Below are 24,828 nucleotides of genomic sequence, written 5' to 3' on the forward strand. Positions count from 1 at the left end.
TGCGCCCGGCGCCGTCAGGCCCCGGCCATTTCCACGGCCTCGTCGACGTCCACACTGACCAGACGCGACACGCCCGGTTCGTGCATGGTAACGCCGATCAGCTGTTCCGCCATGGACATGGTCGACTTGTTGTGGGTGATAAAGATGAACTGGATCCGCTCCGACATCTCCCGCAGGAGCTCGCCGAAACGCCCCACGTTGGCCTCGTCCAGCGGCGCATCCACCTCGTCCAGCATGCAGAAGGGTGCCGGATTCAGCTCGAAGATGGCGAATACCAGCGCCGAAGCCGTGAGCGCCTTCTCACCCCCGGACATCAGATGGATGGTGGACAGGCGCTTGCCCGGCGGACGCGCCATGATCGCCACGCCGGTATCCAGCAGGTCGTCGCCGGTCATCTCCAGGCGCGCCTCGCCGCCGCCGAACAGACGCTGGAACTTCTCCCCCAGCCCGGCGTTGACCTTGTCGAAGGTCTCGCGGAACAGCGTGCGGGTCTCGCGGTCGATGCGCTGCATCGCCGCCTCCAGGGTCTCCAGCGCCTCGATCAGATCGGCGTGCTGTTCCTCCAGATAGCGCTGACGTTCTTCCAGCTCGCGGGCCTCGTCGATCGCCGCCAGGTTGATCGGCCCGAGCTTCTCGATCGCCCGGTCCAGCTCGGCGATCGCCCGGTCCCAGGCCTCCACGCCGGCGTCTTCCGGCAGCTCGGCCGCCAGCTCGCGCGCGTCGAATCCGGATTCCTGCAGCTGTTCGCGCAGCTGTTCCAGCTGCGTGGCCCGTGAACGCTGGTCCAGCCGGTATTCCTCGCAGGTGGAACGCTGCTGCTCCACCCGCTGCTCCAGCTCCGTCAGCTCGCCGGCCACCTCGCGCAGGGCATGATCGCACTCGTCCAGCTGGCCGCGCGCGGCGGTCAGCGCGCTCTCGGCGGCCTGACGCGCCTCGGCCGCCGCCTGCAGGTCCTTCTTCCACTGTTCCAGCGGGGCACGGCGGCCCTCCAGACCCTCGCGCAGGCGTCCCTGACGCTCGCGATCCTCGCTCAGCTGGCGTTCCAGGCGTTCCCGCTCGCTCTGTTCGCGCTCCAGCCGATGGCGCGCCTCCTGCTCGGCCAGGCGTGCCTTGCCCGCGGCATCGCGTGCCGAACGGGCCTGCTCGCGTGCCTGCTGACGGGCCTCGCGGGTCGCGGCCACCCGGGCCTCCACGGCTTCGCGATCGGCCTCCAGACCCTCCAGACGCTCGAGTGCCCGATTACGTTCGGCCTCGGCCTCGTCGAACTGGGTGCGTACGCGTTCGTCCTCCTCGGCAACTTCTTCCAGCTCGCGGTCGATGCGCGCCTGCTGCTGTTCCAGTTGGCGCGCCTGATCGTGCAACCGCTGCACGCGGTTCTCGCCCTCCTGCACCTGCTTGCGCTGTTCCGCGATCCGCGCGTCCACCGCGTCGCGGGCCTCGCGCGCCTCGCCGATGCGCTCCCTGCGCCCCGCCAGTGAAGCCTCCAGCGCCCGGCCGCGCTCCTGCAGGGCATCGCGCTGCTGCTCCAGCTCGCGTGCCAGACGCACCCGCGCGACCGCCCCGCTGACTTCGGCTTCCAGCGTGCCATGGGCCAGCCAGCCCGGGCCCAGCCAGGTCCCGCCGGGGGTGATCACGCTCTCGCTCGGGCCACAGTCCCGGGCCCGCTCGCGCGCCGCCTGCGCATCGGCGGCGCAGTAGATGCCGGCCAGCCAGCGCCGCACGGCTGCCGGACCGCGCACCCGCGCGGCCAGGCTGTCGTCGGGTACCGGCTCGGCGGACGCCGTGCCATCCAGGCGGCGCAGCGGCGCCTCGGGCAGATCGGACAGAGCCGCGGCCTCCAGCCCCAGGGGATCGCCGGCACCTTCGGGCACCTCGGCTTCCAGCCAGCTCCCCAGCACCGCCTCAACCGCGGTATCCCAGCCGTCCTCGACCTCCAGCGCCTGAACCAGCGGGCGACCGGCATCGATACCGTGGCGCCGGGCCCATTCCTCGCGCCGCTTGCGAGTCGCCTCGGGATCGGCCTCGCCACCGAAGGATTCCAGCCCGGCCAGGCGCCCGGCCACCTCGCGGTGCTCGCGCTCCACGGCATGGGCCTGTTCCTGTTCCTCCGCCTGCTCCGCCTCCAGACGTTCCAGCTCGGCGCGCGCCTCGGCACTGCGCGCCTGCTCGGATTCCAGGGCCTCGCGCAGCCCGGCGAGCTCGCCCTCCACGCGCTCGGCCTCCTCGCCCGGATGGGTCTGCGGCAGTGCGGCCTTTTCGGATTCCAGTTTCTCGCGCCGGCGCGCAAGGCGCTGGCGGGTCTGTTCGGCGCTGTCCATGCGCGAACGGGCCACCTGCGCGGCCTGACGCGGTTCGGCCAGATTGCGCTCCCATTCCTGCTGGGCCTCGCGCGCCGCCTGGTCCGCCTGTTCGGCCTCCTCGGCGGCGGCCTCCAGGCGCTGCTGTTCGCGTTCCGCATTCTCCAGCGCTTCGCGCAGGCGCTCGCATTCGCGCTCCGCCTCGCGGATGCGCCCGGCCACCGCATCCTGCTGCTCGCCCGCCGTGCGGATGCGCGTGTCCAGGTCCTCCAGTTCGCGCGTCTCGCGCTCCAGTTCGGCCTCGGCATGGCGAATCGACTGCTCCAGGCGCGAGACCTCGGCGGCGCGATCGTAGTACGCGCTCTGCGCCTCGGACACCGCCGCCTCGCGGTCCACGCGCTGCTGGCGCAGGGTCTCGGAGCGGGTGCGCGCGTTCTGCGCCTCGGCCTGCAGCCGGGCGAGTTCGGTCTCGGCGGCGGACAGCTCGGCGCGGCGGCTTTCCAGCGCGGCCTCTTCCGCCTGCAGCCGCAGCAGGATCGCCTCGGCCCGCTTGCGCCGGCGATCCGCGGCCAGCTGCTGGTAGCGCTCCGCGGTCGCCGCCTGCCGATTCAGCCGCTCCGCCTGCTTGCCCACCTCCTCGCGCAGGTCGTCCAGGCGCTCCAGGTTTTCGCGCGTGTGGCGCACGCGGTTCTCGGTCTCGCGCCGGCGTTCCTTGTATCTGGAGATCCCGGCCGCCTCTTCCAGATAGGTGCGCAGGTCCTCCGGACGCGCCTCGATCAGCCGCGCGATCATGCCCTGCTCGATGATGGCGTAGCTGCGCGGCCCCAGGCCGGTACCCAGGAACAGATCCACGATGTCGCGCTTGCGCGCGCGATGGCCGTTCAGGTAGTACTTCGACTGCCCGTCGCGGGTCAGGGCACGCTTCACCCCGATCTCGGTATAGGCGCTGTACTCGCCCCCCAGGCGACCCTCCGAGTTGTCGAACACCAGCTCGATGCTGGCCTGCCCCACGGGCTTGCGGCTGGAGGAGCCGTTGAAGATCACGTCCTCGCCGGAATCCCCGCGCAGATGCTTGGCCGAGGATTCGCCCATCACCCAGCGCACGGCGTCGATGGTGTTCGACTTGCCGCAGCCGTTGGGCCCCACCACGCCTACCCGGTTGCCGGGCAGCACCAGGGTGGTGGGGTCCACGAAGGACTTGAAGCCGGCCAGCTTGATTCGGGCAAGGCGCACGTCGGTATCCTGGGTGTTCCGCAGCCTGGGGTGTACGGGCGTAGAATGGTACACGCTTACAGGTCGAACGTGACCCCGCGTGACCCCGAAGGGAACTCGCGCGCGATCCACTTCTCCAACCGCGCACGCTAAAACAGCCGAAACACGAGAACGCATTCATGCCCAGCCAGCCGAGCAAGACCCTGGACACCTTCGACAACCCCTCCCCGGACAACAACTTCGCGATCTACATCCGGATCCCGGAGTTCACCTGCCTGTGCCCGGCGACGGGGCAGCCGGACTTCGCCGAGCTGCATCTGCAGTACGTGGCGGACCAGCGCTGCGTGGAGCTGAAGTCGCTGAAGAACTACATGTGGTCGTTCCGCAACGAAGGGGCGTTCCACGAGGCCGTGACCAACCAGATCCTCAACGACCTGGTGGCCGCGACCGATCCGCGGTTCATGCGCCTGACCGCCAACTTCTACGTGCGCGGCGGGATCTACACCACGGTGGTCGCGGAACACCGTCAGGAGGGCTGGACCCCGCCGGAGAGCGTGACCCTGCCGCCGCCGACGCGCAGCCCGCAGGGCACCGAATACTGACATCGCCGTGCATCCGCCCCGGGCCATCGGACTGGACGTCGGCACCTCGGGGGTGCGCGGCGTGCTGCTGGACCCCGACGGAGGGCGCCGCGCCACCGCCAGCCGCGCGCTGGAACCCGCCGGTATCCGGCATGACGGTCCACTGCACGAACAGGAGCCGGAGCACTGGTGGGATGCGCTGCAGGGGGTGCTGGCAGAGCTGACCGACGGCCTGGAGGGTGAACCCGCCGCCATCGCCGTGGACGGCACCTCGGGTACCCTGCTCTGTACCGACGAACAGGGCCACCCGCTCCACCCGGCGCTGATGTACGACGACCGCCGGGCGGCCCCGGCAGTGCCCCGCCTGGCACGCCTGGCCCCGCCCGAGGCCGCGGTCCACTCGGCCTCCAGTTCCGCCGCCAAGCTCCTGTGGCTGCGCGGCGAGCACGGGCTCTCCGGCGTGCGCCGCGTGCTGCACCCGGCCGACTGGCTGGCCGGCCGCCTGCGCGGGCGCTACGACCGCATGGACGAGAACAATGCCCTCAAGCTGGGCTACGACGTGGTCCGGCGCCGCTGGCCGGAATGGCTGCTCCGCGAGCTCGGCGACGAGACCGGCCTGCTGCCCGAGGTGGTGCCGGCGGGCACCCCGCTGGGCCCGGTGGACCCGGCACTGGCCGCGAACCTCGGCCTGAATCCGGCCTCGCGGGTAGTCGCGGGCACCACCGACTCGATCGCCGGTTTCCTCGCCGCCGGGGTCGCGGATACCGCCACGGGCGTCACCAGCCTGGGCTCGACGCTGGCACTCAAGCAGCTCTCTCCGCGGCCGCTGTTCGCGCCGGAACTGGGGGTGTACAGCCACCGCCTCGGGGATCGCTGGCTGGCCGGCGGTGCGTCGCACAGCGGCGGGGCCGTGCTGCAGCAGTTCTTCGACGATGCAGATCTGGAGCGGCTGGGTGCGGCCCTGGATCCGGAGCGCGACAGCGGCCTGGACTATCTCCCGCTCCCCGGCCCCGGCGAACGCTTCCCCGTCAACGATCCGGATCTGCCGCCCCGCATGGAGCCCCGCCCGACGGACGATGCGCGCTTTCTGCAGGGGCTGTTCGAAGGGATCGCGCGCATCGAACGCGACGGCTATGCACGGCTGCGGGAACTGGGCGCGCCCGCGCTGCAGCGCGTGGTGACCCTCGGCGGTGGCGCGCGCAGCCCCGCCTGGAGCCGGATCCGGGCGCGCATCCTCGGGGTCGAAGTAAGCATGGCAGCGGACGACGAGGCCGCGGTCGGTACTGCCCGTCTGGCGCGGGGCACCGCGCTCGCGGCGCTGCAGGAACCGGCTCCGGCCTGACCCGGAGACGGGCCCGGCTCTACGCCCGGGTCAGGTCAGCACGCTGCGCAGGCGCTCGACCGCCTCGCGCAGCCGGGCCTCGCTCTGGGTATAGGCGATGCGCAGATGGCGCGCGCCATCGGATGGACTGAAATCGGTCCCCGGCGTCAGCGCGACGCCCGCCTCGTCGAGGATGCGGGCGCACAGGGCCTCGGAATCCGCGCCATGGGCACTGCAGTCGGCATAGATGTAGAACGCCCCTTCGGGACGTGCGCGCACCTCCAGGCCGAGTTCCGGCAGGGCCTGCAGCAGGAAGTCGCGGCGGCTTTCGAGCTCGCGCACCCGCTGCTGCAGTTCCGCTTCGGTGTCCGGTTCGAAGGCGAACATCGCCGCCGCCTGGGCCACGCTGGAGGGCGCCACGAACAGGTTCTGCGCCAGGCGGCGGACCGGATCGACCCACGAGGGCGGTACCACCATCCAGCCCAGGCGCCAGCCGGTCATGGCGAAATACTTGGAGAAGCTGTTGATCACCACCACGTTCGGGTGCAGGGCCGCGGCACTGCGCTCGGGCTCGCCGAATACCAGCTGGCCGTAGATCTCGTCCATGATCACCAGCCCGCCGCGGGCCTCCACCACCGCCACGATCTCCGCGAGGGTCTCGCGCGACAGGCAGGTGCCGGTGGGGTTGGCCGGCGACGCCAGCAGCACGGCGCGGGTCGTGTCGCTCCAGGCCGCGGCCACCGCGTCGGCGGTTGGCTGCCAGGCGTCCTCGGCCGACACCACCAGGGGCCGGGGCCGCGCACCCCGGGCCGCGACGAACTGCCGGTTGCAGGCGTAGCCCGGGTCCGGCAGCAGCACCTCCTCCCCGGGATTCACGCCGGCCGCCAGCGCCAGCAGGATGGCCGCCGAGGCCCCGGACGTGACCACGACCCGTTCCGGGTCCACTTCGGCCGCGTGGCGGTTGCGGTAGTCCTGCGCGATCGCCCGGCGCAGTTTTTCGCGCCCGTGCGCCGGCGTGTAGCGGGTTTCCCCGGCGGCCAGGGCGATCTCGCCGGCGGACACCACACCACGCGGGGTCACGAAATCCGGCTCGCCGACCTCCAGATGGATGATGTCGCGGCCGGCGCGCTCGGCCGCCTGGGCGCGGTCGAGGATGTCCATCACGCGGAACGGCTCGACCACCTGCGCAAAATCCGACAGGGCGGGCTCAGCGCTTGCGGACATGACGCATCAACCTTTTGCGTTTCTGCTGCTGGCGCGGCGTGAGTTTGTTGCGCCGGCCGGCATAGGGGTTCTTTCCGGAACGGAACTCCAGCCGCAGGGGCGTCCCCACCAGCTTCAGCTGACGGCGGAAGAAGTTCTCCAGATAGCGCTTGTAGGCCCCGGGCAGACGGTCGGTCTGATTGCCGTGGACCACGATCACCGGCGGGTTCTGCCCGCCCTGGTGCGCATAGCGCAGCTTGATCCGCCGCCCGCTGACCAGCGGCGGCGCATGCTCGGCCACCGCGGCTTCCAGCAACCGGGTCAGCTCCGGGGTGGAGATGTCCACGAACGCACTGGCGTGGGCCTCGCGCACGTCGTCCAGCAGGTGCCCGACGTTGGTGCCGTGCAGGGCCGAGATCAGGCGCATGCGCGCGTAATCGACGAAGCCGAGACGACGCTGCATCTCGGACCGGACCCACTCACGATCGTCCGGGTCCATGCCGTCCCACTTGTTCACGGCCACCACCAGCGCACGGCCGGCATCGATCACCAGCCCCAGCAGGTGGGCGTCCTGATCCGACAGGCCGGCACGGGCATCAATCACCATGATCACCACGTGCGCGGCCTCGATCGCCTGCAGGGTCTTGACCACGCTGAACTTCTCGACGGTCTCGTGGACCCGGGCGCGGCGCCGCACCCCCGCAGTGTCGATCAGGGTGTAGTCCTGGTCCTCGCGCGTGAACGGCACGAAGATGCTGTCGCGGGTGGTGCCCGCCACGTCGGTGGCGACTACCCGTTCATCCCCGAGGATGCGGTTGACCAGGGTGGACTTGCCGGCATTGGGCCGCCCCACCACCGCAACACGGATACCCGGCCAGTCGTCCAGCGCGGCCTGCTGGGCGTCCACGTCGAGGCCGTCGCCGGCGCCCTCGCCTTCACCGCCTGCCGCTTCCCGATCCCGGGCCACGTCTTCCCGCACGGCCTGCATCAGGCCGCGAACGCCGCGACCGTGGGTCGCGGCGATCGGGGTGACATCGCCCAGGGCCAGGGCGTGGAACTCCGCGCTGACCACGTCGGCATCCAGGCCGTCGGTCTTGTTGACGATGACCCGGGCACGCACGCCACTGGCACGCAGCTGCTCGGCGATCGCCTCGTCCTGCGGCGTCAGACCGTCACGCGCATCCACCAGGAACAGCACGTGATCGGCCTCGGCGACCGCGCGGCGGGTCTGTTCGGCCATGGCCCGGTCGACCCCTTCTTCCTCGCCGGACAGGCCGCCGGTGTCCACCACCATGTAGGGAAACTCGCCCACCCGGCCGATTCCGTACTGGCGGTCGCGGGTCAGACCGGGCATGTCCGCGACCAGCGCGTCGCGCGAGCGGGTGAGCTGATTGAACAGGGTCGACTTGCCCACATTCGGGCGGCCGACCAGCGCGATGACGGGGATCATGAGGGGATCAGTCGTCCTCGTCGATGCGCGCGTCGATCGCGGTCAGCCGACCGTTGTCGGTGATCACGTACAGGGTATCGCCCTCCAGCACCGGCCGTGCCACCACGGCGCCGCGCGCCACGCGGGTGCGGGCGGCGAATTCGCCGTCTTCCAGGTCGAGCCAGTGCAGGTAGCCCTCGAAATCGCCGACGATGGCGTAACCCTCGTGAATCACCGGCGCGGTCACCCCGCGCAGGCGCAGACCCGCGTTTTCCCACAGATCCCCGCCGTTGCGCGGATCCACCGCGCGCACGTGGCTGTCGGCGTCGCTGACCACCATCACGTTGCGGCTGATCGAGACATCCCCGCCCTGATAGGACGAGAACTCCCGGTCCCAGTAGAGCTCGCCGGAATTGAGATCCACCGCGGCCATGCGCCCCTGGTAGCTGACACCCAGCGCCGCACCGCGGTAGACCGGAATATGACCATCCACGTCCACCATGCGCTCGACCTCGGAGCGGCCGGTGGGCACGCCCAGGGTCGCCTCCCACAGGGTGTTGCCGCGGGTGAGGCCCAGCATCATCAGCCGACCGTCATCAAAGCCGGCCAGCACGCGCCCGCCCACGATCTGCGGCACATGCGCCCCGCGCAGACTCAGTGCCGGCGTGGTCCGCAGCGCGGTCCACTGCACCGCACCGGTTGCCGCGTCCATGGCGTGCAGCCGACCGTCATTGGTGCGCGCGATCACCATTCCCGACGCGACCTCCGAGATCCCGATGACTTCGCTGGAGAGCTGATTCCGCCAGCGCTCGCCTTCGCCGTCATCGCTCACCGCAATCGCCAGACCTTCCAGGGTCCCCACAACCACGATGCCCTCGCCGACGCCCACGCCCGAAGCGATGCGCACGTCGTCCAGTCGCGTCTGCCAGGCGCGGGCGCCGGATTCCCCGTCGTGCGCCACGATCCGGCCATCCGCGCCGGCCGCGAACACCCGGTCGTCCTCGATCGCCGGATAGACTTCCCAGAGGAAGCGGTCCCCGCCCCGCCCCAGCGAGGCCGACCAGCGTTCGGAGGGTTCGCCGCGCACTTCGAAATCGGTCAGTTCCGCCGGGGGCTCGCTCTCATCCCGGGAAAACAGACCGCAGGCGCTCAGCGACAGCGCCAGGCCCGCCACCGCGAGCCACTGCAGGGTGTAGCGAATTTTCGCGAAGTGATCCATGTCGGCGGGCGTCCTCACGCGGAGAGATCCTCGAATTTCAGTTGCAGGTATTCCGGGCTGTGGCCGGCGTCCAGGGCCTCGCGGTAGCGCTCGCGGGCGGTGTCGTGGTCACCCCGGGCACGTGCCAGATCCCCGTCGAGTTCCAGCCGCAGGCCGCGGAATGCATCGTGCTCGACGGTGGCGAGGACCGATGCGGCTTCGTCCAGGGCCTCGGTCCGGATGAGCTGACGCACCAGCCGCAGACGGAACAGCGCACGATGCCCGTCATCCGGGGCGGCGTCCACGGCCTCGCGCAGGGCGGCCACCGCGGCCTCTTGCTCGCCACCGGCCAGCGCGACCTCGGCGCGATGGGCCCAGGCCAGCGCCACGTAGGGCGTACGCCCGCCATGTTCGATCAGTTGCCGGGCCATTTCGTCGGCCTGCTCGTACTGGCCGGCGCGCATGCTGAACTGCAGCGCCTGGTACATCTCCGAGGCCTGCTCGGCACGTTCGGCCTGCTGACCGCTCCACCAGTTGTAGCCGAACAGCCCGGCGATCCCGAGTACCAGCCCGGCGATGACCGCCATGCCGTTGTCGGACCACCACTGCTTGATCCGTTCCGCCTTTTCTTCGTCGGTGAGATAACTCATGTCAGGTATTCCTTCAGGATTGCAGGGCGGTGTCCATATGCGCGGACAGATCGGCACGCGCCACGGTCTGCTGTTCGCCGCCCTCGCCGCGCAACGGCTTGACGGTCACGGTGCCCGCCGCGGCCTCGTCGGGCCCCAGTACCAGCGCCACGCGCGCCCCCAGCCGGTCCGCGCGTTTCATCTGCGATTTCATGCTGCCACCGCCGCAGTGCTGTACCAGTTGCAGATCGGGACGCGCCTCGCGAAGTTCCTCGGCCAGTCGCAGCGCTTCGCCCGTCTGTTCCGTATCCGGCACCACCAGATAGGCGTCCGGCACCCCGGCCGCCGGCGCGTCTTCGCGGGCCTCCAGCAGGGCCACCAGGCGTTCCAGTCCCATGGCCATGCCGATTGCCGGCGTCCCGCGTCCACCCAGCTGCTCCACCAGGCCATCGTAACGGCCACCGGCGCACACCGTACCCTGCGCCCCCAGCTCGTCGGTGATCCACTCGAACACCGTATGGGTGTAGTAGTCCAGCCCGCGCACGAGACGCGGGTTGTGCTCCCAGGCAATGCCCAGCGCATCCAGGTGACCGCAGAGCGCATCGAAATGCGCCCGCGATTCCGCGTCCAGATGGTCCATCAGCGACGGGGCCGTGGCCACCACCTCGCGGGTCCCCGGATCCTTGCTGTCGAGGATGCGCATCGGGTTGTCGTACAGCCGGTTGCGGGCCTCTTCGTCCAGCTGCTCCCGATGGGCCTCGAAGTGCGCGATGAGGTGCTCCCGATACTGCGCGCGGCATTCCGGGCTTCCCAGCGTGTTGAGCTCGAGGCGCACGTTGCTCAGACCGAGCATGCGCCACAGACGCGCGGTCATCGCCAGGACCTCGGCATCGATGTCCGGCCCCGGCAGTCCGAACACCTCGACTCCGACCTGATGGAACTGGCGATAACGCCCTTTCTGCGGACGCTCGTGGCGGAACATCGGCCCCATGTACCACAGCCGCTGAACCTGGTTGTGCAGCAGCCCGTGCTGGATGCCGGCACGCACGCAACTCGCCGTGGCCTCCGGGCGCAGGCTCAGGCTGTCACCGTTGCGGTCCTCGAAGGTGTACATCTCCTTCTCCACGATGTCGGTGACATCGCCGATGGATCGCGCGAACAGCTCCGTGGCCTCCACCAGCGGCATGCGGATCTCGCGGTAACCGTAGCGCGTCAGCAGGTCACGCAACTGGTCCTCGAGGTGCTGCCACAGGTGAACGCTGTCGGGCAGGATGTCGTGCATCCCGCGAATGGATCGGATGGCTTTCATCGGGTGTATTCGGATTGGTATCGGGTTGGGGCGCGCCGGATGATGCGCGCCTGATTATTCTTCCAGATCGAAGCGGGCCGTACGGTCGTCACGGACATGCTCGTCAAACGCCACCGGCTCGCCGTTCAGCGTGAGTTCGACGCCGGCGGCATTGCCCAGGACCGCACGTCCGGGGAGTTCCAGCTGCAGTTCCTCGCGCGTGCCCGGCGAGAGCACGCCGGTCAGAACCACCGCTCCGTCCGTGTCACGGATCTCGACCCAGGACGTCTCATGAACCTCCAGGATCAGTTCGGCCTGCCCGTCCGCGGCCGGCGCCGTTTCGGCCGCCCCGGTCGTTCCCTCGGTGATTTCCCCGGTGATTTCCTCGGGGGCTTCGACGATGTCGGTTTCCTCGCCGGCCGTGCCGGCCTCATCCAGCGGGGCCGGCGCAACCGGTTCGTCGATCCCCGCATCCTCGGGCACGGTATCCATGCGCGTGTCCGCCGCGGTCTCCTCCGAACCTTCCTCCGCAGCCGGATCACGTTCCGGCCGGGCCAGGGGTTCCGGCGGTCCGATCGCCGGCGTTTCCGCCTCAACGGTCCCTGTTTCGGTATCGGCGTCCGTGTCGGGGGCGGTGTCGCCATTGGTGGCGGCGGCCCCGGGCTCGTCATGTGCCCGGTCGGCGGGCTCCTGCCTCGCCGGCTCCTCCGGTGTGGTCTCCGTTTCCAGAGCCGGCACGCCTTCCGGCCCGTCCCCGATCCCGAACTCCCGCAGCGCGTCCACCGAGACGTCTTCCGCCCAGAACACCGTAGCGACTGCCAGCAGACCCACCACCAGCGCCGCCGCCAGCCAGTACGGCCAGACGGAACGCCGCAGGGGGCGATGCCTGCGGGTCGCGACCGGGCGCGGCGCCGGCTCCGCCGGGGCACGGCGATCATACGCCTGTATCCAGGGCTCGGGATCCACCCCGAGCTCCCGGGCACATGAGCGCAGATAGCCGCGCACGTAGGCCGGGGTCATGTGCTCGAAGCGATTGGCCTCGAGGTCCTGCAGCAGTGCCTTCCCCAGATGGGTGCGCCGCGAGAGTTCGGCAATCTCGAGCCCGGCCCCCTCGCGGGCCACGCGCAGTCCGCGTCCCGGCTGCGCATCCTGCTCGTCGCCTTCGCCGCCACCCTGGCTCGTGGGATCGTCCTCGGGCTGGTCGCGAGTCGTGAGGCCCGCGGCCACGGGCGGTTCATCGGGCTCCGGCACGCCCGGATCCCCGCTCAGCGGAGGCCGCGAGGAAGCCGTATCGTCGACGTCCTCGACGCGCCCCAGATCCGGATCCCGGCTTCGCCGCTCAGTCACTCTCGCGCTCCAGGCGCCGCAGCCGTTCGGCTTCGTCACTGTCCGGGTATTCTTCACGCAGGCGGTCGGCGCAGGCACTGGCGTTGCGATCCCGTCCCAGCGCGGTTTCCGACTGGTAACACAGCAGCAGGGTCTCGGCGTTCTCGATGCCGCGTCCGCTCAGTCGCTGCAGAAAGGCGCGCGTCTGCATCGGCTTGCCCGCCTGATAACTGACCGACGCCAGCTCGAGGAGCGCACGCGGATTCTCCGGGCTGCGTTCCAGTGCATCCCGCAGGCGCTGCTCGGCACGCTCGTATTCACCCGCATCGGCGTAACAGGACCCCGAATTCAGGAGCGCAACATCGCGCCGGTCGTAATCGACGTTGTTGATCGCCTTGTCGAACAGCTCCTGGGCCCGCTCGAACTCGCCCTGACGGCAGAGCATCGCGCCGGTACTTACCTGGATGTGGGGATCGTCCGGGTCCTGCGCCAGCGCTACCTCGTAGTGCTCGACCGCCTCGTCGACCGCCCCCCGGCGTTCATACACCGTCGCCATCCCCAGATTGGCCATCGGATGCCGATGGTCGAACTCCAGCGCCCGCTTCAGGCTGCGTTCGGCCTGTTCCATTTCGCCTTCCCGCAGATAGCCGATGCCGAGCTCCGCATTGATATCCGCCGCTTCTTCGCCATCGCGCCCCGTTTGTCGATCCATCCCGGCACAGCCCTGCAGCAATGCCACCAAAACCAGCATTGCGGCCGCCTTCCCCTGCCAGCCACCGCGCATCATCACGATGCCCTCCGTTCGGTTCCCGGGATCTCCGCATGCAGACGAATCATGCGCATCCCGCGATTGGTACGGTCTTCCACCTGACCGACGAGCTGACCGCAGGCGGCGTCGATGTCATCGCCGCGCGTGCGCCGCACGGTCGTCACATAGCCGGCCTTCTGCAGCAGGCGTTCGAAACGTTCGATGTCCGCCTCGGAGGGTCGGTCGAACGGCGCACCCGGAAACGGATTGAACGGGATGAGGTTGAGCTTGCACGGCAGCTCGCGCAGCAGCGCCGCGAGCTCGCGCGCATGTTCCGGCCGGTCATTGACCCCGGCCAGCAGCACGTATTCCACGGTAACCCCGCTGTGCGACCCCGTTGCTTCCACATACCGTCGGCAGGCGTCGATCAGCGGGGCAATCGGGTATTTCCGGTTGATCGGCACCAGCCGGTCCCGCAGCTCGTCATTGGGGGCATGCAGGCTCAGAGCCAGGGCGACATCGGTGTGTCCGGCCAGGCGGTCCAGCGCCGGCACCAGGCCCGAGGTGGACACCGTCACCCGCCGGCGGCTGAGGCCATAGGCATTGTCGTCGGTCATCAGCTGCAACGCCGGGACCACCGCATCGAAATTGGCCAGCGGTTCGCCCATGCCCATCATGACCACGTTGGTCACGGCGCGCGGACGCCCTTCGGGCGCCGGGAGGCGCTGCATGGCCAGCCACACCTGACCGATAATCTCGGCGCTGGTCAGATTGCGGTTGAACCCCTGCTGCGCGGTGGAGCAGAAGGTGCAGTCGAGCGCACAGCCCACCTGAGAGGACACGCACAGCGTGCCGCGACCGCTGTCCGGGATGTAGACGGTCTCGATGGCGTTGCCATCGGGGAGACGCAGCACCCATTTGACGGTGCCGTCGTCGGAGGTCTTCTCCAGCGCGACTTCGGGCGGCCGGATCTCCGCCTCGCGCGCCAGCCGCTCGCGCAGCTTGCGCGAGACGTTGGTCATTGCGTCGAACTCCGTGACCCCGCCCTGATGGATCCATTTCGCGACCTGGGTGGCGCGAAAGCGCGGCTCGCCCCATTCCCCGAACAGCTCTGTCAGCTGATCGCGGCTGTAACCCAGCAGGTTGACGGGGGTATGGTTGGGCAAGGACATTCCTACGACCGATTGGAGCAGATGCCACAGTGTACTTCGCCCGGGCACCGCATGCCTACAGGGCGACCCCCATCGGCAGGAGGCCGGCCCTCCGGCCGATCGGGCGCCCGGGGAACATCCTGTGCCCGGTCGGGCAACGCCGGGTCGGCCAGGGGGCTGGCCTCCTACGGGTCGAACGGGCCGAACCCTGTCCCGGCCGGAGGCCGGGCACATCCAGCCCCCGACACCGGATACGGCTCGCAATCAGCGGGTGCGCGGGCAAACCCCGTCATCACCGAAGAAGAACGCGATCTCGCGTTCGGCGGTGTCCGCAGCGTCGGAACCATGCACCGCGTTCTCGTCGATGGAGACCGCGTAGTCGGCACGGATGGTGCCCGGGGCCGCCTCGGAAGGGTTGGTCGCGCCCATGATGTCGCGGTTCTTGGCGATGGCGTCCTCGCCTTCCAGAACCTGCACCATGACCGGACCCGAGATCATGAACTCGACCAGGTCGTTGAAGAACGGGCGTTCCTTGTGCACTTCATAGAAACGCTCGGCCTGGGCACGGTCGAGGTGCATCATGCGCGCGCCGACGATCTTCAGGCCGGCCTTCTCGAAGCGGCTGTAGATCTCGCCGATCACGTTCTTGGAGACGGCGTCGGGCTTGATGATGGAAAGGGTACGTTCTTCGGCCATGGGGCGGCTCTCCTGTAGGGGCAATGATTCGACTCGGGTCGCCACCCGCTCCCGCAAACGCGAAACCCGCCGAATGGCGGGTTCCCGATGCGAACGCGGTCACGGGGCAACATGCGGCGCGCAGTGTAGCGGCCCGGCCGGCGCGCGGCAACGGCCGCGCGCCCCGTACGAGGCCAGCCTCTGGCTGACCCCGCACCTGCCGACCCCGCACAATCGGCCGGAGGGCCGGCCTCCCACCGGGGACAGGGTTCGACCTGTGGGAGGCCAGCCCCCTGGCCGATCCGGCGATCGGGTACCGCCGCTCAGTCGTCGACGTCCGCCTCGTCCATCCAGGCGAGCTGGATCGCCTCGAGGATCCGCTCGCCCGAACGGTCCGGGTCATCATCGAACTCCGGCAGCTCCACCACCCAGTTCCTCAGGTCAACGAAGTTGACGTTGCGCGGATCCACGTCCGGATGCTCATCCGCAAGCTGCATCGCGATTTCGCTGGTATCAGTCCATTTCATGACCGCACTCTCCCGCTGATCAGTGGTGCTCGGACACCTGATTGATGGTGTACTTCGGCAGCTCGACCACCAGATCCGCATCGCTCACGACCGCCTGACAGGACAGGCGTGAATCGGGCTCGAGCCCCCAGGCCTTGTCGAGCATGTCCTCTTCATCCTCGCTGGGCTCCTCGAGGCTGTCCATACCTTCGCGCACATACACGTGGCAGGTGGTGCAGGCGCAGGACTTCTCGCAGGCGTGTTCGATCTCGATCCCGTTCTTCAGGGCGAGATCGCAGATGCTGATGCCCGGCTCGGCCTCGATGGAGGCGCCCTCCGGACAGATTTCTTCGTGCGGCAGAAAGATCACCTGTGGCATGGGTCAGTTCCCTGAGTCGTCGTATTCGGAGACGTTGTGCCCCGCCAGTGCGCGGCGGATGCTGTCGTTCATGCGGCGCGCGACGAAGGCCTCGGAGGCCTGCTCGACGCGCTTGCGCGCGGCCTCGATCGCGTCCGGATCCTCGCCCCGGCCGCGTTCTTCGGCCAGGGCGTCGCGGGCGCTCTCGATACTCGCGCGTTCCTCGGCGTCCAGGTAGCGGTCCCCATCGGTTTCCAGCGCGGCGTTCAGCGCCTCCAGCACGCGATCGGCCTCCACCTGCTCCTCGCGCAGGCGGCGCGCCTCCATGTCGTCGCGCGCCGCCGAGGCGGAATCACGCAGCATCTGTTCGATCTCGGCATCGGTCAGGCCGTAACTGGGCTTGACCTCCACGTGGGCCTCCACGCCCTGGGTCTGCTCGCGCGCGGTGACGCTCAGCAGGCCGTCGGCGTCCACCTGAAAACTCACGCGGATGCGCGCGGCCCCGGCGACCATCGGCGGGATCCCGGACAGGGTGAAGCGTGCCAGCGAACGGTTGGCGTCCACCACGTCGCGCTCGCCCTGCACCACGTGCACCGACATGGCGGTCTGACCGTCCTTGAAGGTGGTGAATTCCTGCGCCCGACTGACCGGGATGGTGGTGTTGCGCGGGACAATGAACTCGACCAGCCCGCCCATGGTTTCCAGTCCCAGCGACAGCGGGATCACGTCCAGCAGCACCAGCTCGGTGTCCGGCTTGTTGCCGGCGAGGATGTCGGCCTGTTGCGCGGCCCCGATCGCGACCACGCGATCCGGATCGATGCCGGCGCGCGGTTCGCGGCCGTAGAATTCCTGCACCGCCTCGCGCACCGCCGGCATGCGGGTGGATCCGCCCACCAGCACCACCTCGTCGATGGCGTCGCGCTCCAGACCGGCATCCGCCAGCACCTGGCGGCAGGAGTCGAGGGTGCGGTCCAGCAGCGGCCGCGCCAGTTCCAGCAGGCCGGCGCGATCCAGCTGCCCCTGCCATTCACTGCCATCGGCGCGCGTCACCCGCACCTCGGTGGTCTCGGCTTCGGTCAGCGCCTCCTTGGCACGGCGCGCCTCCAGGGTCACGCGGCGCAGGCGCTGCGGGTCACTTTCGCCCTGCATGCCGGCCTGCTCCAGCAGCCACTCGGCCACGCTGCGGTCGACGTCGTCTCCCCCCAGCGCGGAATCCCCGCCGGTGGCCAGCACCTCGAACACGCCGCGACGCAGCTGCAGGATGGAAATGTCGAAGGTTCCGCCGCCGAGGTCGTACACCGCGATGGTGCTTTCCTCACCCTGGTCCAGCCCGTAGGCGACCGCCGCGGCGGTCGGCTCGGAGATCAGGCGCAGGACATTCAGGCCCGCAAGCTGGGCGGCGTCACGAGTCGCCTGGCGCTGGGCGTCGTCAAAATACGCCGGCACGGTGATCACCACGCCTTCCAGCTCATCACCCAGGCTCTCCTCGGCGCGCGCCCGCAGGCTGCCGAGGATATCCGCGGAGACCTCGACGGCGCTCTTGTCCCCGGCGGCGGTCTCGATGCGCGGCACGCTCGAACCGTCTCCGGTCTTCAGCCGGAACGGCAGCTCGCCCGAGAGCGTCGCCACGTCGGATGCCGCGCGGCCGATCAGGCGCTTGACCGATGCGATGGTGTTGTGCGGATCATCGCCGGCATGCTCCGCGGCCTCGTATCCGACCTGCGCACCGTCCGCCGAATAGTGCACCACCGAGGGCAGGATGTGCCGGCCCTGTTCGTCCGGCAGGGTATCGGCCTCGCCGCTGCGGACCGTCGCCACCAGCGAGTGAGTGGTGCCCAGGTCGATGCCCGCGGCCAGGTGACGCTGGTGCGGGGCGGAATCAACGCCGGGTTCGGTGATCTGCAATAACGCCATCGCGTTCGGCTCCTGATGAAGCTCTCGGTCGGGGGGAATCTTCCGCCGGCGTCGGTTACGACGCCAGCGACTGTCGGGTTCGCTGGAGCTCCTCCAGCAAACGGTCGAAGAATCGCAGCTCGAGCACCCGATCACGGGCATCGTCCGCCGGTTTCTCCGGATCGGCCAGGGCCGTGGCCACTTTCTCGCGTGCCTCGGCCCGCGCCCCATTCAGCTCGTCGGCCAGGGTATCCAGCGCCGCGGCATCGCCGGCACGTTCCGCATCTTCCAGGCGTTCCCGCCATTCGATCTGGGCCTCGATGAACCCCATGTCCCGGCTGGTGTCGCGTTCGGGATCGAATTCGAACCCCGCCCGCTCCAGGATGTGCAGGGCGCGCCGATAGTCGTTCGCCAGGATATCGTGGGCCTCGTTCACGTCCGCCGCCATCGCCGCGGCCATGCGCCGCGCCTGATCGCCCTGACGCACGAAGCGGTCGGGATGAAGCTCCGCCTGCAGGCGCCGGAAACGTTCCTCCAGGGCATCGCGATCCACCTCGAAGGCGACCGGAAGATCGAACTGTTCAAACGGATCGTTCATCGGCCGACTGTCATCCCTTGTCCGTAGCGAAAACCGGGCCCGCAGGCCCGGCAAAGAAAAGGGGTGAGCGGGACGCCCGTATCCGGACGATCCCGCCGCACCCCGCGCTGGCCCGGTACCTTCAGACGTTGAAGCTTTCACCGCAGCCGCAGCGGGCCTTCTCGTTCGGGTTGTTGAAACGGAACCCCTCGTTCAGGCCTTCCTTGCCAAAGTCGAGCTCGGTCCCGTCGAGGTACACCAGGGACTTGGGACTCACCACAAGCTTCACCCCGTCCACCTCGAACACCGTGTCCGTTTCCTCGACCTCGTCGGCGAACTCCACCACGTAGGCCATGCCGGAGCAGCCGGTGGTCCTCACCCCGAGCCGCACGCCGACACCCTTGCCCCGCTGTTCGAGGAAGTGCCGGATGCGGTCGGCCGCGCTGTCGGTCAGTGTGATTGCCATATCGTCTTCAGGCCGTCTTCTGTTCCGGTTCCTCGGCGTCGTGCTTCTCCTGATAGTCGGAGATCGCCGCCTTGATCGCGTCCTCGGCGAGCACCGAGCAGTGGATCTTCACCGGCGGCAACGCCAGTTCTTCCGCGATCTGCGTGTTCTTGATCTGGCTCGCCTCTTCCAGGCTCTTGCCGCGCACCCATTCGGTGAGCAGCGAGCTGGACGCGATCGCCGAGCCGCAGCCGTAGGTCTTGAACTTGGCGTCCTCGATCACGCCATCGTCGTTGACCTTGATCTGCAGCTTCATCACGTCACCGCAGGCCGGCGCACCGACCATGCCGGTACCTACCGCCTCGTCGCTCTTGTCGAAGCTGCCGACATTGCGCGGATTTTCATAATGATCCATCACCTTGTCACTGTAAGCCATGGTATCTCTCCTGTTCGCGTACCCGTGGGTGGATGTTCCGGGACGGCCTCAGTGGGCCGCCCATTCGATGCTCTTGAGGTCGATACCGTCCTGGTACATCTCCCAGAGCGGCGACAGTTCGCGCAGTTTGCCAACGGCCTTGTGCACGATGTCGATGGTGTGGTCGACCTCTTCGACCGTGGTGTAGCGGCCGATGGAGAAGCGGATCGAGCTGTGCGCCAGCTCGTCGTCGCGACCCAGGGCGCGCAGCACGTAGGAGGGCTCCAGGCTGGCCGAGGTACAGGCCGAGCCGGAGGAAACCGCGATGTCGCGCAGCGACATGATCAGGCTCTCGCCCTCCACGAAGTTGAACGAGACGTTCAGGTTATGGGCGACGCGGCGTTCCTTGTCGCCGTTGAGGTAGACCTCTTCCATGTCATCCAGCCCTGCCCACAGGCGGTCGCGCAGCATGCGGATACGTTCCAGCTCGCTGCCCATCTCTTCGCCGGCGATGCGGAAGGCCTCGCCCATGCCCACGATCTGGTGCGGCGCGAGGGTACCGGAACGCATGCCGCGTTCGTGCCCGCCGCCGTGAATCTGCGCCTCGATCCGCACGCGCGGCTTGCGGCGCACAAACAGGGCGCCGATGCCCTTCGGACCGTAGGTCTTGTGGGCGGAGAAACTCATCAGGTCCACCGGGAGCTTCGACAGGTCGACCGCCACCTTGCCGGTCGACTGCGCCGCGTCCACATGGAACACGATGCCGCGTTCGCGACACAGGTTGCCGATCGCCTCGATGTCCTGAATGACGCCGATCTCGTTGTTCACGTGCATGACCGAAACCACGATGGTGTCGTCACGCATGGCGTCCTGCAGCTCCTGCAGGTCGATCAGGCCATTTTCGTCGACCCCCAGATAGGTCACCTCGAAGCCTTCGCGCTCCAGCTGGCGCGCCGGATCCAGGACCGCCTTGTGCTCGGTCTTGACCGTGATGACGTGCTTGCCCTTGCGCTGATAGAAGTGCGCGGCACCCTTGACCGCCAGGTTGTCGGCCTCGGTGGCCCCGCTGGTCCAGATGATCTCCTTGGGGTCCGCCCCCACCAGCGCCGCGACCTGCTCCCGAGCGTTTTCCGTCGCCTTTTCGGCGTCCCAGCCAAAGCTGTGACTCCGCGAGGCCGGATTACCGAACAGACCGTCCCGCGTCAGGAATTTCTTCATCTCCTCGGCGACGCGCTCGTCCACCGGGGTGGTCGATGAATAGTCGAGATAGATCGGCAGTTTCAGGTTACTCATCACGCATTGCTCCTGTCCGCGGCCGCCACCGTGGCGCCCGCATGATCGTTTTCTTTTCCGGTCGAGCCGTGCACCGTCACCGGATGTTCGCCCTGCTCGCGCGCCTGCACGCTGGCCTCGTGGCGTTCCAGCACCTCGGCCAGCGAACGATTGCTGAGGAAATCATAGAGCTGATCGCTCAGATCCGCCCACAGATCGTGGGTCAGGCAGCGCGACTGCTTGTTGCAGTTGGCCTTGCCACCACAGCGGGTCACGTCCACCGGCTCATCCACCGCCACGATGATCTCGGCCACGCTGATCTCGGCGGAATCGCGGCTGAGCGCGTAACCGCCGCCGGGGCCGCGGCTGGACACCACCAACCCCTTCTTGCGCAGACGCGAGAACAGCTGCTCCAGATAGGACAGGGACAGCTTCTGCCGGCCCGCCACTTCGGCCAGCGAGACCGGCCCCTCGCGGGTATGGGTCGCCACGTCCAGCATGGCGGTGACGGCGTAACGTCCTTTGGTCGTCAGTTTCATGGCTCGATGCGCCTTCTTGTTCAGGTTGCTCGAGAGCCTAGCAATACCTGAGCAAAAAGGTCAACTATTACCCTGCTGTTTGCGGGGAGGGATTTCACAGTCATCCGGTTCCAGCCCCTCGAGGTCACAGGGCTCCAGCGGATGGCCGGTATCCTCGCCCATCGCCTCGCCCGGGTCGATGCCCGCACGCTTGAGCGCCTGACAGGCCTTTTCCATGCGGTCATCCAGCTCGTGGACGCGATCCACGATGCGGTGCAGGGCGTTCGCCACCGGGTCGGGCATGTCCCGGGTGACGCCATAGGCGTCGAAACCCATGCGACTGGCCGCCTGCTGGAAACGCGGATCCGGCTCCGGGCGCGGCCCCAGCACCCGCGCCGGAATCCCCACCGCCGTCGCGTCGGCCGGCACGTCCTTCAGGACCACGGCATTGGAACCCACCCGGGCACGATCACCGACATGGATCGGGCCGAGCAGCTTGGCGCCGGCCCCGATCACGACCTCGTTGCCCAGAGTCGGGTGGCGCTTGCCGCCTTCCCAGCTGGTCCCGCCGAGGGTCACCTGGTGGTAGATCGTGCAGTCATCGCCGATCTCGGCCGTCTCGCCGATCACCACGCCCATCCCGTGGTCAATGAAGAAGCGCCGCCCGATGCGCGCGCCCGGGTGGATCTCGATGCCCGTCAGCAGCCGCGCGAAGTTACCGAGGATCCGTCCGAGCCAGCGCATGCGGTGATTCCACAACCAGTGCGCGGCACGATGAAACCACAGCGCATGCAGACCCGGGTACGCCGTCAGCACCTCGAAGGCATTACGGGCGGCGGGATCGCGCGCAAAGACGCAGCGGATATCCTCGCGCAGGGTCTTGAACATGGTTACGGTCTCATTCCTGAGTTATTCGGTAGGGTATCACAGCCGGGAATCCGCGCTCACCGGCCCCGCAGGGTGTGCGTCAATATGCCGCGCAGCAGCCGCACCTCCGAGGCCGTCGGTTCCGCGCGCAGGTACAGATGGCGCAACCGGCGCATGGTGTGGCGCGGATTCTCCGGATCGAGCACGTCGATGGCCTCCAGGGTCTTCTCGTAATGTTCGAACAGACCTTCCAGCTCCGCGTGGGTGGCCGCAGGATCCCGCTCCGCCGCCGAGGCCTGGCGCACCACGGCATTTGGTTCCCCGACATCGGCCAGCGCCGCCCGGCGCACCGCCCAGGTCATGATCTGGACGCTGCCGGCGAGATTGAGGGAGGAAAAATCGGGGTCGGTCGGGATGCGGACGAATGCGTGGCAATGGTCGAGCTCTTCGTTGGTCAGGCCGCTGTGCTCGCGGCCGAAGACCAGTGCCACCGGCCCCTCGGCCGCCCCGCCGAGCACCCGAGCCGCGGCACCGTCGGGCTCCAGCACCGGCACCGAATGGGTGCGCGTGCGGGCGCTGGTCCCCACCACCTGATGACAGTCGGCGACCGCCTCGGTCAGCGTGTCGACCACCGTGGCCCCTGCCAGCACGTCGTCGGCACCGGACGCCAGGGCGGTGGCGTCGGCATGCGGGAAGCGCTCCGGCGCCACCAGCGCCAGGTCGCGCATGCCCATCGCCTTCATGGCGCGGGCCGCAGAGCCGATGTTGCCGGGATGGGTCGTGCCCACCAGCACGATCCGCACCCGGGCGGCCGCGCCCGCACCGATCTGTCGATGCTCGTCAGTCTTTGATTCCATGGCACCCCTGCCCCTTCCCATGCGGGCGCGATTGTACACCGCCCCGCGCCGGCTGGCCCGCACACTTCCAAAGCCTCGATGCGTTGTGTATCGTTCGCGACCTTCGGGGGCGTCCGTGCGCCGGCCCCGATTCCTTCCCAAGCGATGTCGGAGAACCCTCATGCACCCCATGCTGAACACGGCGGTATCGGCGGCCCGCGCGGCCGGACGCATCACCACCCGCGCCTGGGGCCGGCCGGACCGGATGAACACGCGCGAGAAGGCCCGCAACGACTGGGTCAGCGATGTCGACGTCAACGCCGAGCAGGCGATCGTCCAGACGCTGAAGAAGGCCTACCCCGACCACGCGATCCTCGCGGAGGAGGGAGGCAACCAGCCCGGGGCCACCGGCGCCGAACACGAGTGGATCATCGACCCGCTGGACGGCACCACCAACTACCTGCGCGAGATCCCGCAGTACGCGGTGTCCATCGCCCTGCGGCAGAAGGGGCGCCTGGAACACGCGGTGGTGTACGACCCCCTCAAGGAAGAACTCTTTACCGCAACACGCGGTGGCGGCGCCTTCCTCAACAACCGGCGCATCCGCGTAGGCCAGCGCAAGGATCTGGCAGGCGCGCTGCTGGGAACCGGTATCCCGTTTCGCGAGGGTCAGGACCTGGAACGTTATCTGCGCACCCTGCGCCACATGATCCCGGGCACGGCCGGCATTCGGCGGCCGGGTTCCGCGGCGCTGGATCTGGCGTGGGTCGCCTGCGGCCGTTTTGACGGCTTCTGGGAGATGGGCCTGCAGCCCTGGGACATGGCAGCGGGACTGCTGCTGGTGCAGGAAGCCGGTGGCCTGACCAGCGACTGGCAGGGTGGCAACGAGATCTTTCGCAAGGGCGATGTCGTGGCCGGGAACCCCAAGGTCCTGAAAACGATGCTGCAGCGTCTGCACGCTGCGGAGGTGGAGGGACGCAAAACCGGAAGCCCGCACGGCGAAGGCTGAATCGCCCGGGGCGGTCATCGGCCCCGCTCTGCTCCCGCAGCCACGCCCTCATATCCCTGTGGGGGCGGGCTTCCTTGTCCGTCCCTGCCCTCCCCCGAATCAGGGCGTTCTCAGGGCGTCGCATCCTCCTCGTCCGCCCCTTCCTTCTTCACCGGCAGCAGCACCTGGCGGTCGACCCCCAGCATCAGCGCCGCCGTGGCCGCGATGAAGATCGAGGAGTACGTCCCGACGATGACACCGATGATCAGCGCCACCGAGAAGTTCTGCAGAGCCGCCCCGCCGAGGAAGAACAGCGCGAACAGCACCAGCAGGGTCGTCATACTGGTCACGATCGTCCGCGCCAGGGTCTTGTTGACCGCATTGTTCATCACGAACTCGGTGCCCTGCTTGCGCAGTATCCGGAAGTTCTCGCGTATGCGGTCGTACACCACGATGGTGTCGTTCAGCGAGTAACCGATCACCGCCAGGACCGCCGCCAGGACCCCGAGGTCGAACTCCAGCTGCAGTGCCGAGAAGATCCCCAGCGTGATCACCACGTCATGCACCAGTGCCAGCACGGACCCCGCGGCGAAGCGCCATTCGAACCGCACGGCGACATAGATCAGGATCCCGACCAGGGCGTAGATCATCGCCAGACCGCCCTGCTCGCGCAGCTCCTCGCCCACCGACGGCCCGACGAATTCCACCCGGCGCAGTTCGGCACCTTCCGGGCCCCCGGCCTCCAGCAACTGCATGACCTGATTGGACAGCGCCGCCTCGTCCGGCTCGTCCTCGCGCGGAGGCAGACGGATCAGCACATCCCGCGCGGTCCCGAAGGTCTGGACCTGCGCTCCCTGGAACCCGCCCTCGTTGATGGTTTCCCGGATCGGATCGAGCTCCACCGCTTCCGGGTAGCCGACCTCCACAAGGGTTCCGCCCGTGAAGTCGATGCCGAAATTGATCCCGCGGGTGGCGAGCATCAGCACCGACAGCAGGATCAGCACCACCGAGATCACCAGGGTGACCCGGCGCTTGCCCAGGAAGTCGAAGTTGGACTCGGCGAAGTTGAGATGCGGCAGCATTCCCCGGCTCCCG

At 68.6% G+C, this 24,828-nt stretch carries 24 protein-coding genes; 3 read left to right on the forward strand and 21 right to left on the reverse strand.

Annotated elements, in window-relative coordinates; genetic code table 11:
• Positions 1–14: 14 nt before the first annotated feature.
• Positions 15–3,530 carry a chromosome segregation protein SMC gene (smc, locus tag C998_RS0108245; protein ID WP_018870387.1) on the reverse strand — a complete coding sequence of 1,172 codons (3,516 nt, stop codon included), beginning with the start codon at positions 3,528–3,530 and terminating at the stop codon, positions 15–17.
• 158 nt (positions 3,531–3,688) lie between these two features.
• Between smc and queF the strand changes: the two genes are divergently transcribed.
• Both queF and C998_RS0108255 read left to right on the forward strand, forming a co-directional pair.
• Positions 3,689–4,111, forward strand: coding sequence for a preQ(1) synthase (queF, locus tag C998_RS0108250; RefSeq protein ID WP_018870388.1), 423 nt, complete (start codon positions 3,689–3,691; stop codon positions 4,109–4,111).
• Positions 4,112–4,118: 7 nt separating this feature from the next.
• Positions 4,119–5,432, forward strand: a complete 1,314-nt coding sequence (locus C998_RS0108255) for an FGGY-family carbohydrate kinase (protein ID WP_018870389.1) — start codon at positions 4,119–4,121, stop codon at positions 5,430–5,432.
• A 30-nt stretch (positions 5,433–5,462) separates the two neighbouring features.
• On the opposite strand, the gene C998_RS0108260 is transcribed toward C998_RS0108255, so the two are convergent.
• The 19 genes from C998_RS0108260 to C998_RS0108350 all read right to left on the reverse strand — a co-directional run bounded on the left by C998_RS0108260 (position 5,463) and on the right by C998_RS0108350 (position 22,766).
• Positions 5,463–6,635: an aminotransferase class I/II-fold pyridoxal phosphate-dependent enzyme gene (locus tag C998_RS0108260; RefSeq protein WP_018870390.1), complete on the reverse strand. Its 1,173-nt coding sequence runs from the start codon at positions 6,633–6,635 to the stop codon at positions 5,463–5,465.
• Entirely contained in the window at positions 6,619–8,064 is a 1,446-nt protein-coding gene (der, locus tag C998_RS0108265; protein ID WP_018870391.1) for a ribosome biogenesis GTPase Der, read from the reverse strand. The genes C998_RS0108260 and der overlap by 17 nt, the downstream gene beginning before the upstream one ends.
• A gap of 7 nt (positions 8,065–8,071) precedes the next feature.
• Entirely contained in the window at positions 8,072–9,262 is a 1,191-nt protein-coding gene (gene bamB / locus C998_RS0108270; protein WP_018870392.1) for an outer membrane protein assembly factor BamB, read from the reverse strand.
• Positions 9,263–9,276: 14 nt separating this feature from the next.
• A complete protein-coding gene (locus tag C998_RS0108275; protein ID WP_018870393.1) occupies positions 9,277–9,891 on the reverse strand; it encodes a tetratricopeptide repeat protein in 615 nt (204 codons plus the stop codon).
• Positions 9,892–9,904: 13 nt separating this feature from the next.
• Positions 9,905–11,179 (reverse strand): histidine--tRNA ligase, encoded by a 1,275-nt coding sequence (gene hisS, locus C998_RS0108280; RefSeq protein ID WP_026279542.1) that lies wholly within the window; start codon positions 11,177–11,179, stop codon positions 9,905–9,907.
• A gap of 54 nt (positions 11,180–11,233) precedes the next feature.
• Entirely contained in the window at positions 11,234–12,505 is a 1,272-nt protein-coding gene (locus C998_RS0108285) for a helix-turn-helix domain-containing protein (RefSeq protein ID WP_018870395.1), read from the reverse strand.
• Positions 12,498–13,271, reverse strand: coding sequence for a type IV pilus biogenesis/stability protein PilW (gene pilW, locus C998_RS0108290; protein WP_018870396.1), 774 nt, complete (start codon positions 13,269–13,271; stop codon positions 12,498–12,500). Before pilW ends, C998_RS0108285 begins: the two co-directional genes overlap by 8 nt.
• A complete protein-coding gene (gene rlmN / locus C998_RS0108295; RefSeq protein WP_026279544.1) occupies positions 13,271–14,404 on the reverse strand; it encodes a 23S rRNA (adenine(2503)-C(2))-methyltransferase RlmN in 1,134 nt (377 codons plus the stop codon). Before rlmN ends, pilW begins: the two co-directional genes overlap by 1 nt.
• Positions 14,405–14,647: 243 nt before the next feature.
• Entirely contained in the window at positions 14,648–15,079 is a 432-nt protein-coding gene (ndk, locus tag C998_RS0108300; RefSeq protein WP_018870398.1) for a nucleoside-diphosphate kinase, read from the reverse strand.
• 302 nt (positions 15,080–15,381) lie between these two features.
• Positions 15,382–15,585, reverse strand: a complete 204-nt coding sequence (gene iscX / locus C998_RS0108305) for a Fe-S cluster assembly protein IscX (protein ID WP_018870399.1) — start codon at positions 15,583–15,585, stop codon at positions 15,382–15,384.
• Positions 15,586–15,604: 19 nt separating this feature from the next.
• Positions 15,605–15,943, reverse strand: coding sequence for an ISC system 2Fe-2S type ferredoxin (fdx, locus tag C998_RS0108310; RefSeq protein ID WP_018870400.1), 339 nt, complete (start codon positions 15,941–15,943; stop codon positions 15,605–15,607).
• A gap of 3 nt (positions 15,944–15,946) precedes the next feature.
• Positions 15,947–17,836, reverse strand: coding sequence for a Fe-S protein assembly chaperone HscA (gene hscA / locus C998_RS0108315; RefSeq protein WP_026279545.1), 1,890 nt, complete (start codon positions 17,834–17,836; stop codon positions 15,947–15,949).
• Between the two features lie 55 nt (positions 17,837–17,891).
• Entirely contained in the window at positions 17,892–18,413 is a 522-nt protein-coding gene (gene hscB, locus C998_RS0108320) for a Fe-S protein assembly co-chaperone HscB (RefSeq protein WP_018870402.1), read from the reverse strand.
• Between the two features lie 121 nt (positions 18,414–18,534).
• Entirely contained in the window at positions 18,535–18,858 is a 324-nt protein-coding gene (gene iscA, locus C998_RS0108325) for an iron-sulfur cluster assembly protein IscA (protein ID WP_018870403.1), read from the reverse strand.
• A gap of 7 nt (positions 18,859–18,865) precedes the next feature.
• Complete coding sequence (iscU, locus tag C998_RS0108330) at positions 18,866–19,273, reverse strand: Fe-S cluster assembly scaffold IscU (protein WP_018870404.1); 408 nt, start codon at positions 19,271–19,273, stop codon at positions 18,866–18,868.
• Between the two features lie 48 nt (positions 19,274–19,321).
• On the reverse strand, positions 19,322–20,545 hold the full coding sequence (locus C998_RS0108335; protein ID WP_018870405.1) for an IscS subfamily cysteine desulfurase: 1,224 nt from the start codon (positions 20,543–20,545) through the stop codon (positions 19,322–19,324).
• The gene (locus C998_RS0108340) at positions 20,545–21,063 is read right to left on the reverse strand and encodes an Rrf2 family transcriptional regulator (protein WP_018870406.1); all 519 of its coding nucleotides are present in this window, start codon (positions 21,061–21,063) and stop codon (positions 20,545–20,547) included. Before C998_RS0108340 ends, C998_RS0108335 begins: the two co-directional genes overlap by 1 nt.
• Before the next feature lie 60 nt (positions 21,064–21,123).
• Positions 21,124–21,930 (reverse strand): serine O-acetyltransferase, encoded by an 807-nt coding sequence (gene cysE, locus C998_RS0108345; protein WP_018870407.1) that lies wholly within the window; start codon positions 21,928–21,930, stop codon positions 21,124–21,126.
• A gap of 56 nt (positions 21,931–21,986) precedes the next feature.
• A complete protein-coding gene (locus C998_RS0108350; RefSeq protein ID WP_018870408.1) occupies positions 21,987–22,766 on the reverse strand; it encodes an RNA methyltransferase in 780 nt (259 codons plus the stop codon).
• 160 nt (positions 22,767–22,926) lie between these two features.
• Between C998_RS0108350 and C998_RS0108355 the strand changes: the two genes are divergently transcribed.
• The gene (locus C998_RS0108355) at positions 22,927–23,754 is read left to right on the forward strand and encodes an inositol monophosphatase family protein (RefSeq protein ID WP_018870409.1); all 828 of its coding nucleotides are present in this window, start codon (positions 22,927–22,929) and stop codon (positions 23,752–23,754) included.
• Between the two features lie 110 nt (positions 23,755–23,864).
• On the opposite strand, the gene secF is transcribed toward C998_RS0108355, so the two are convergent.
• Complete coding sequence (gene secF / locus C998_RS0108360; protein WP_018870410.1) at positions 23,865–24,815, reverse strand: protein translocase subunit SecF; 951 nt, start codon at positions 24,813–24,815, stop codon at positions 23,865–23,867.
• Positions 24,816–24,828 lie beyond the last annotated feature (13 nt).

Origin of the sequence: Thioalkalivibrio sp. ALgr3 (assembly GCF_000377325.1) — a bacterium.
Taxonomy (GTDB): domain Bacteria; phylum Pseudomonadota; class Gammaproteobacteria; order Ectothiorhodospirales; family Ectothiorhodospiraceae; genus Thioalkalivibrio.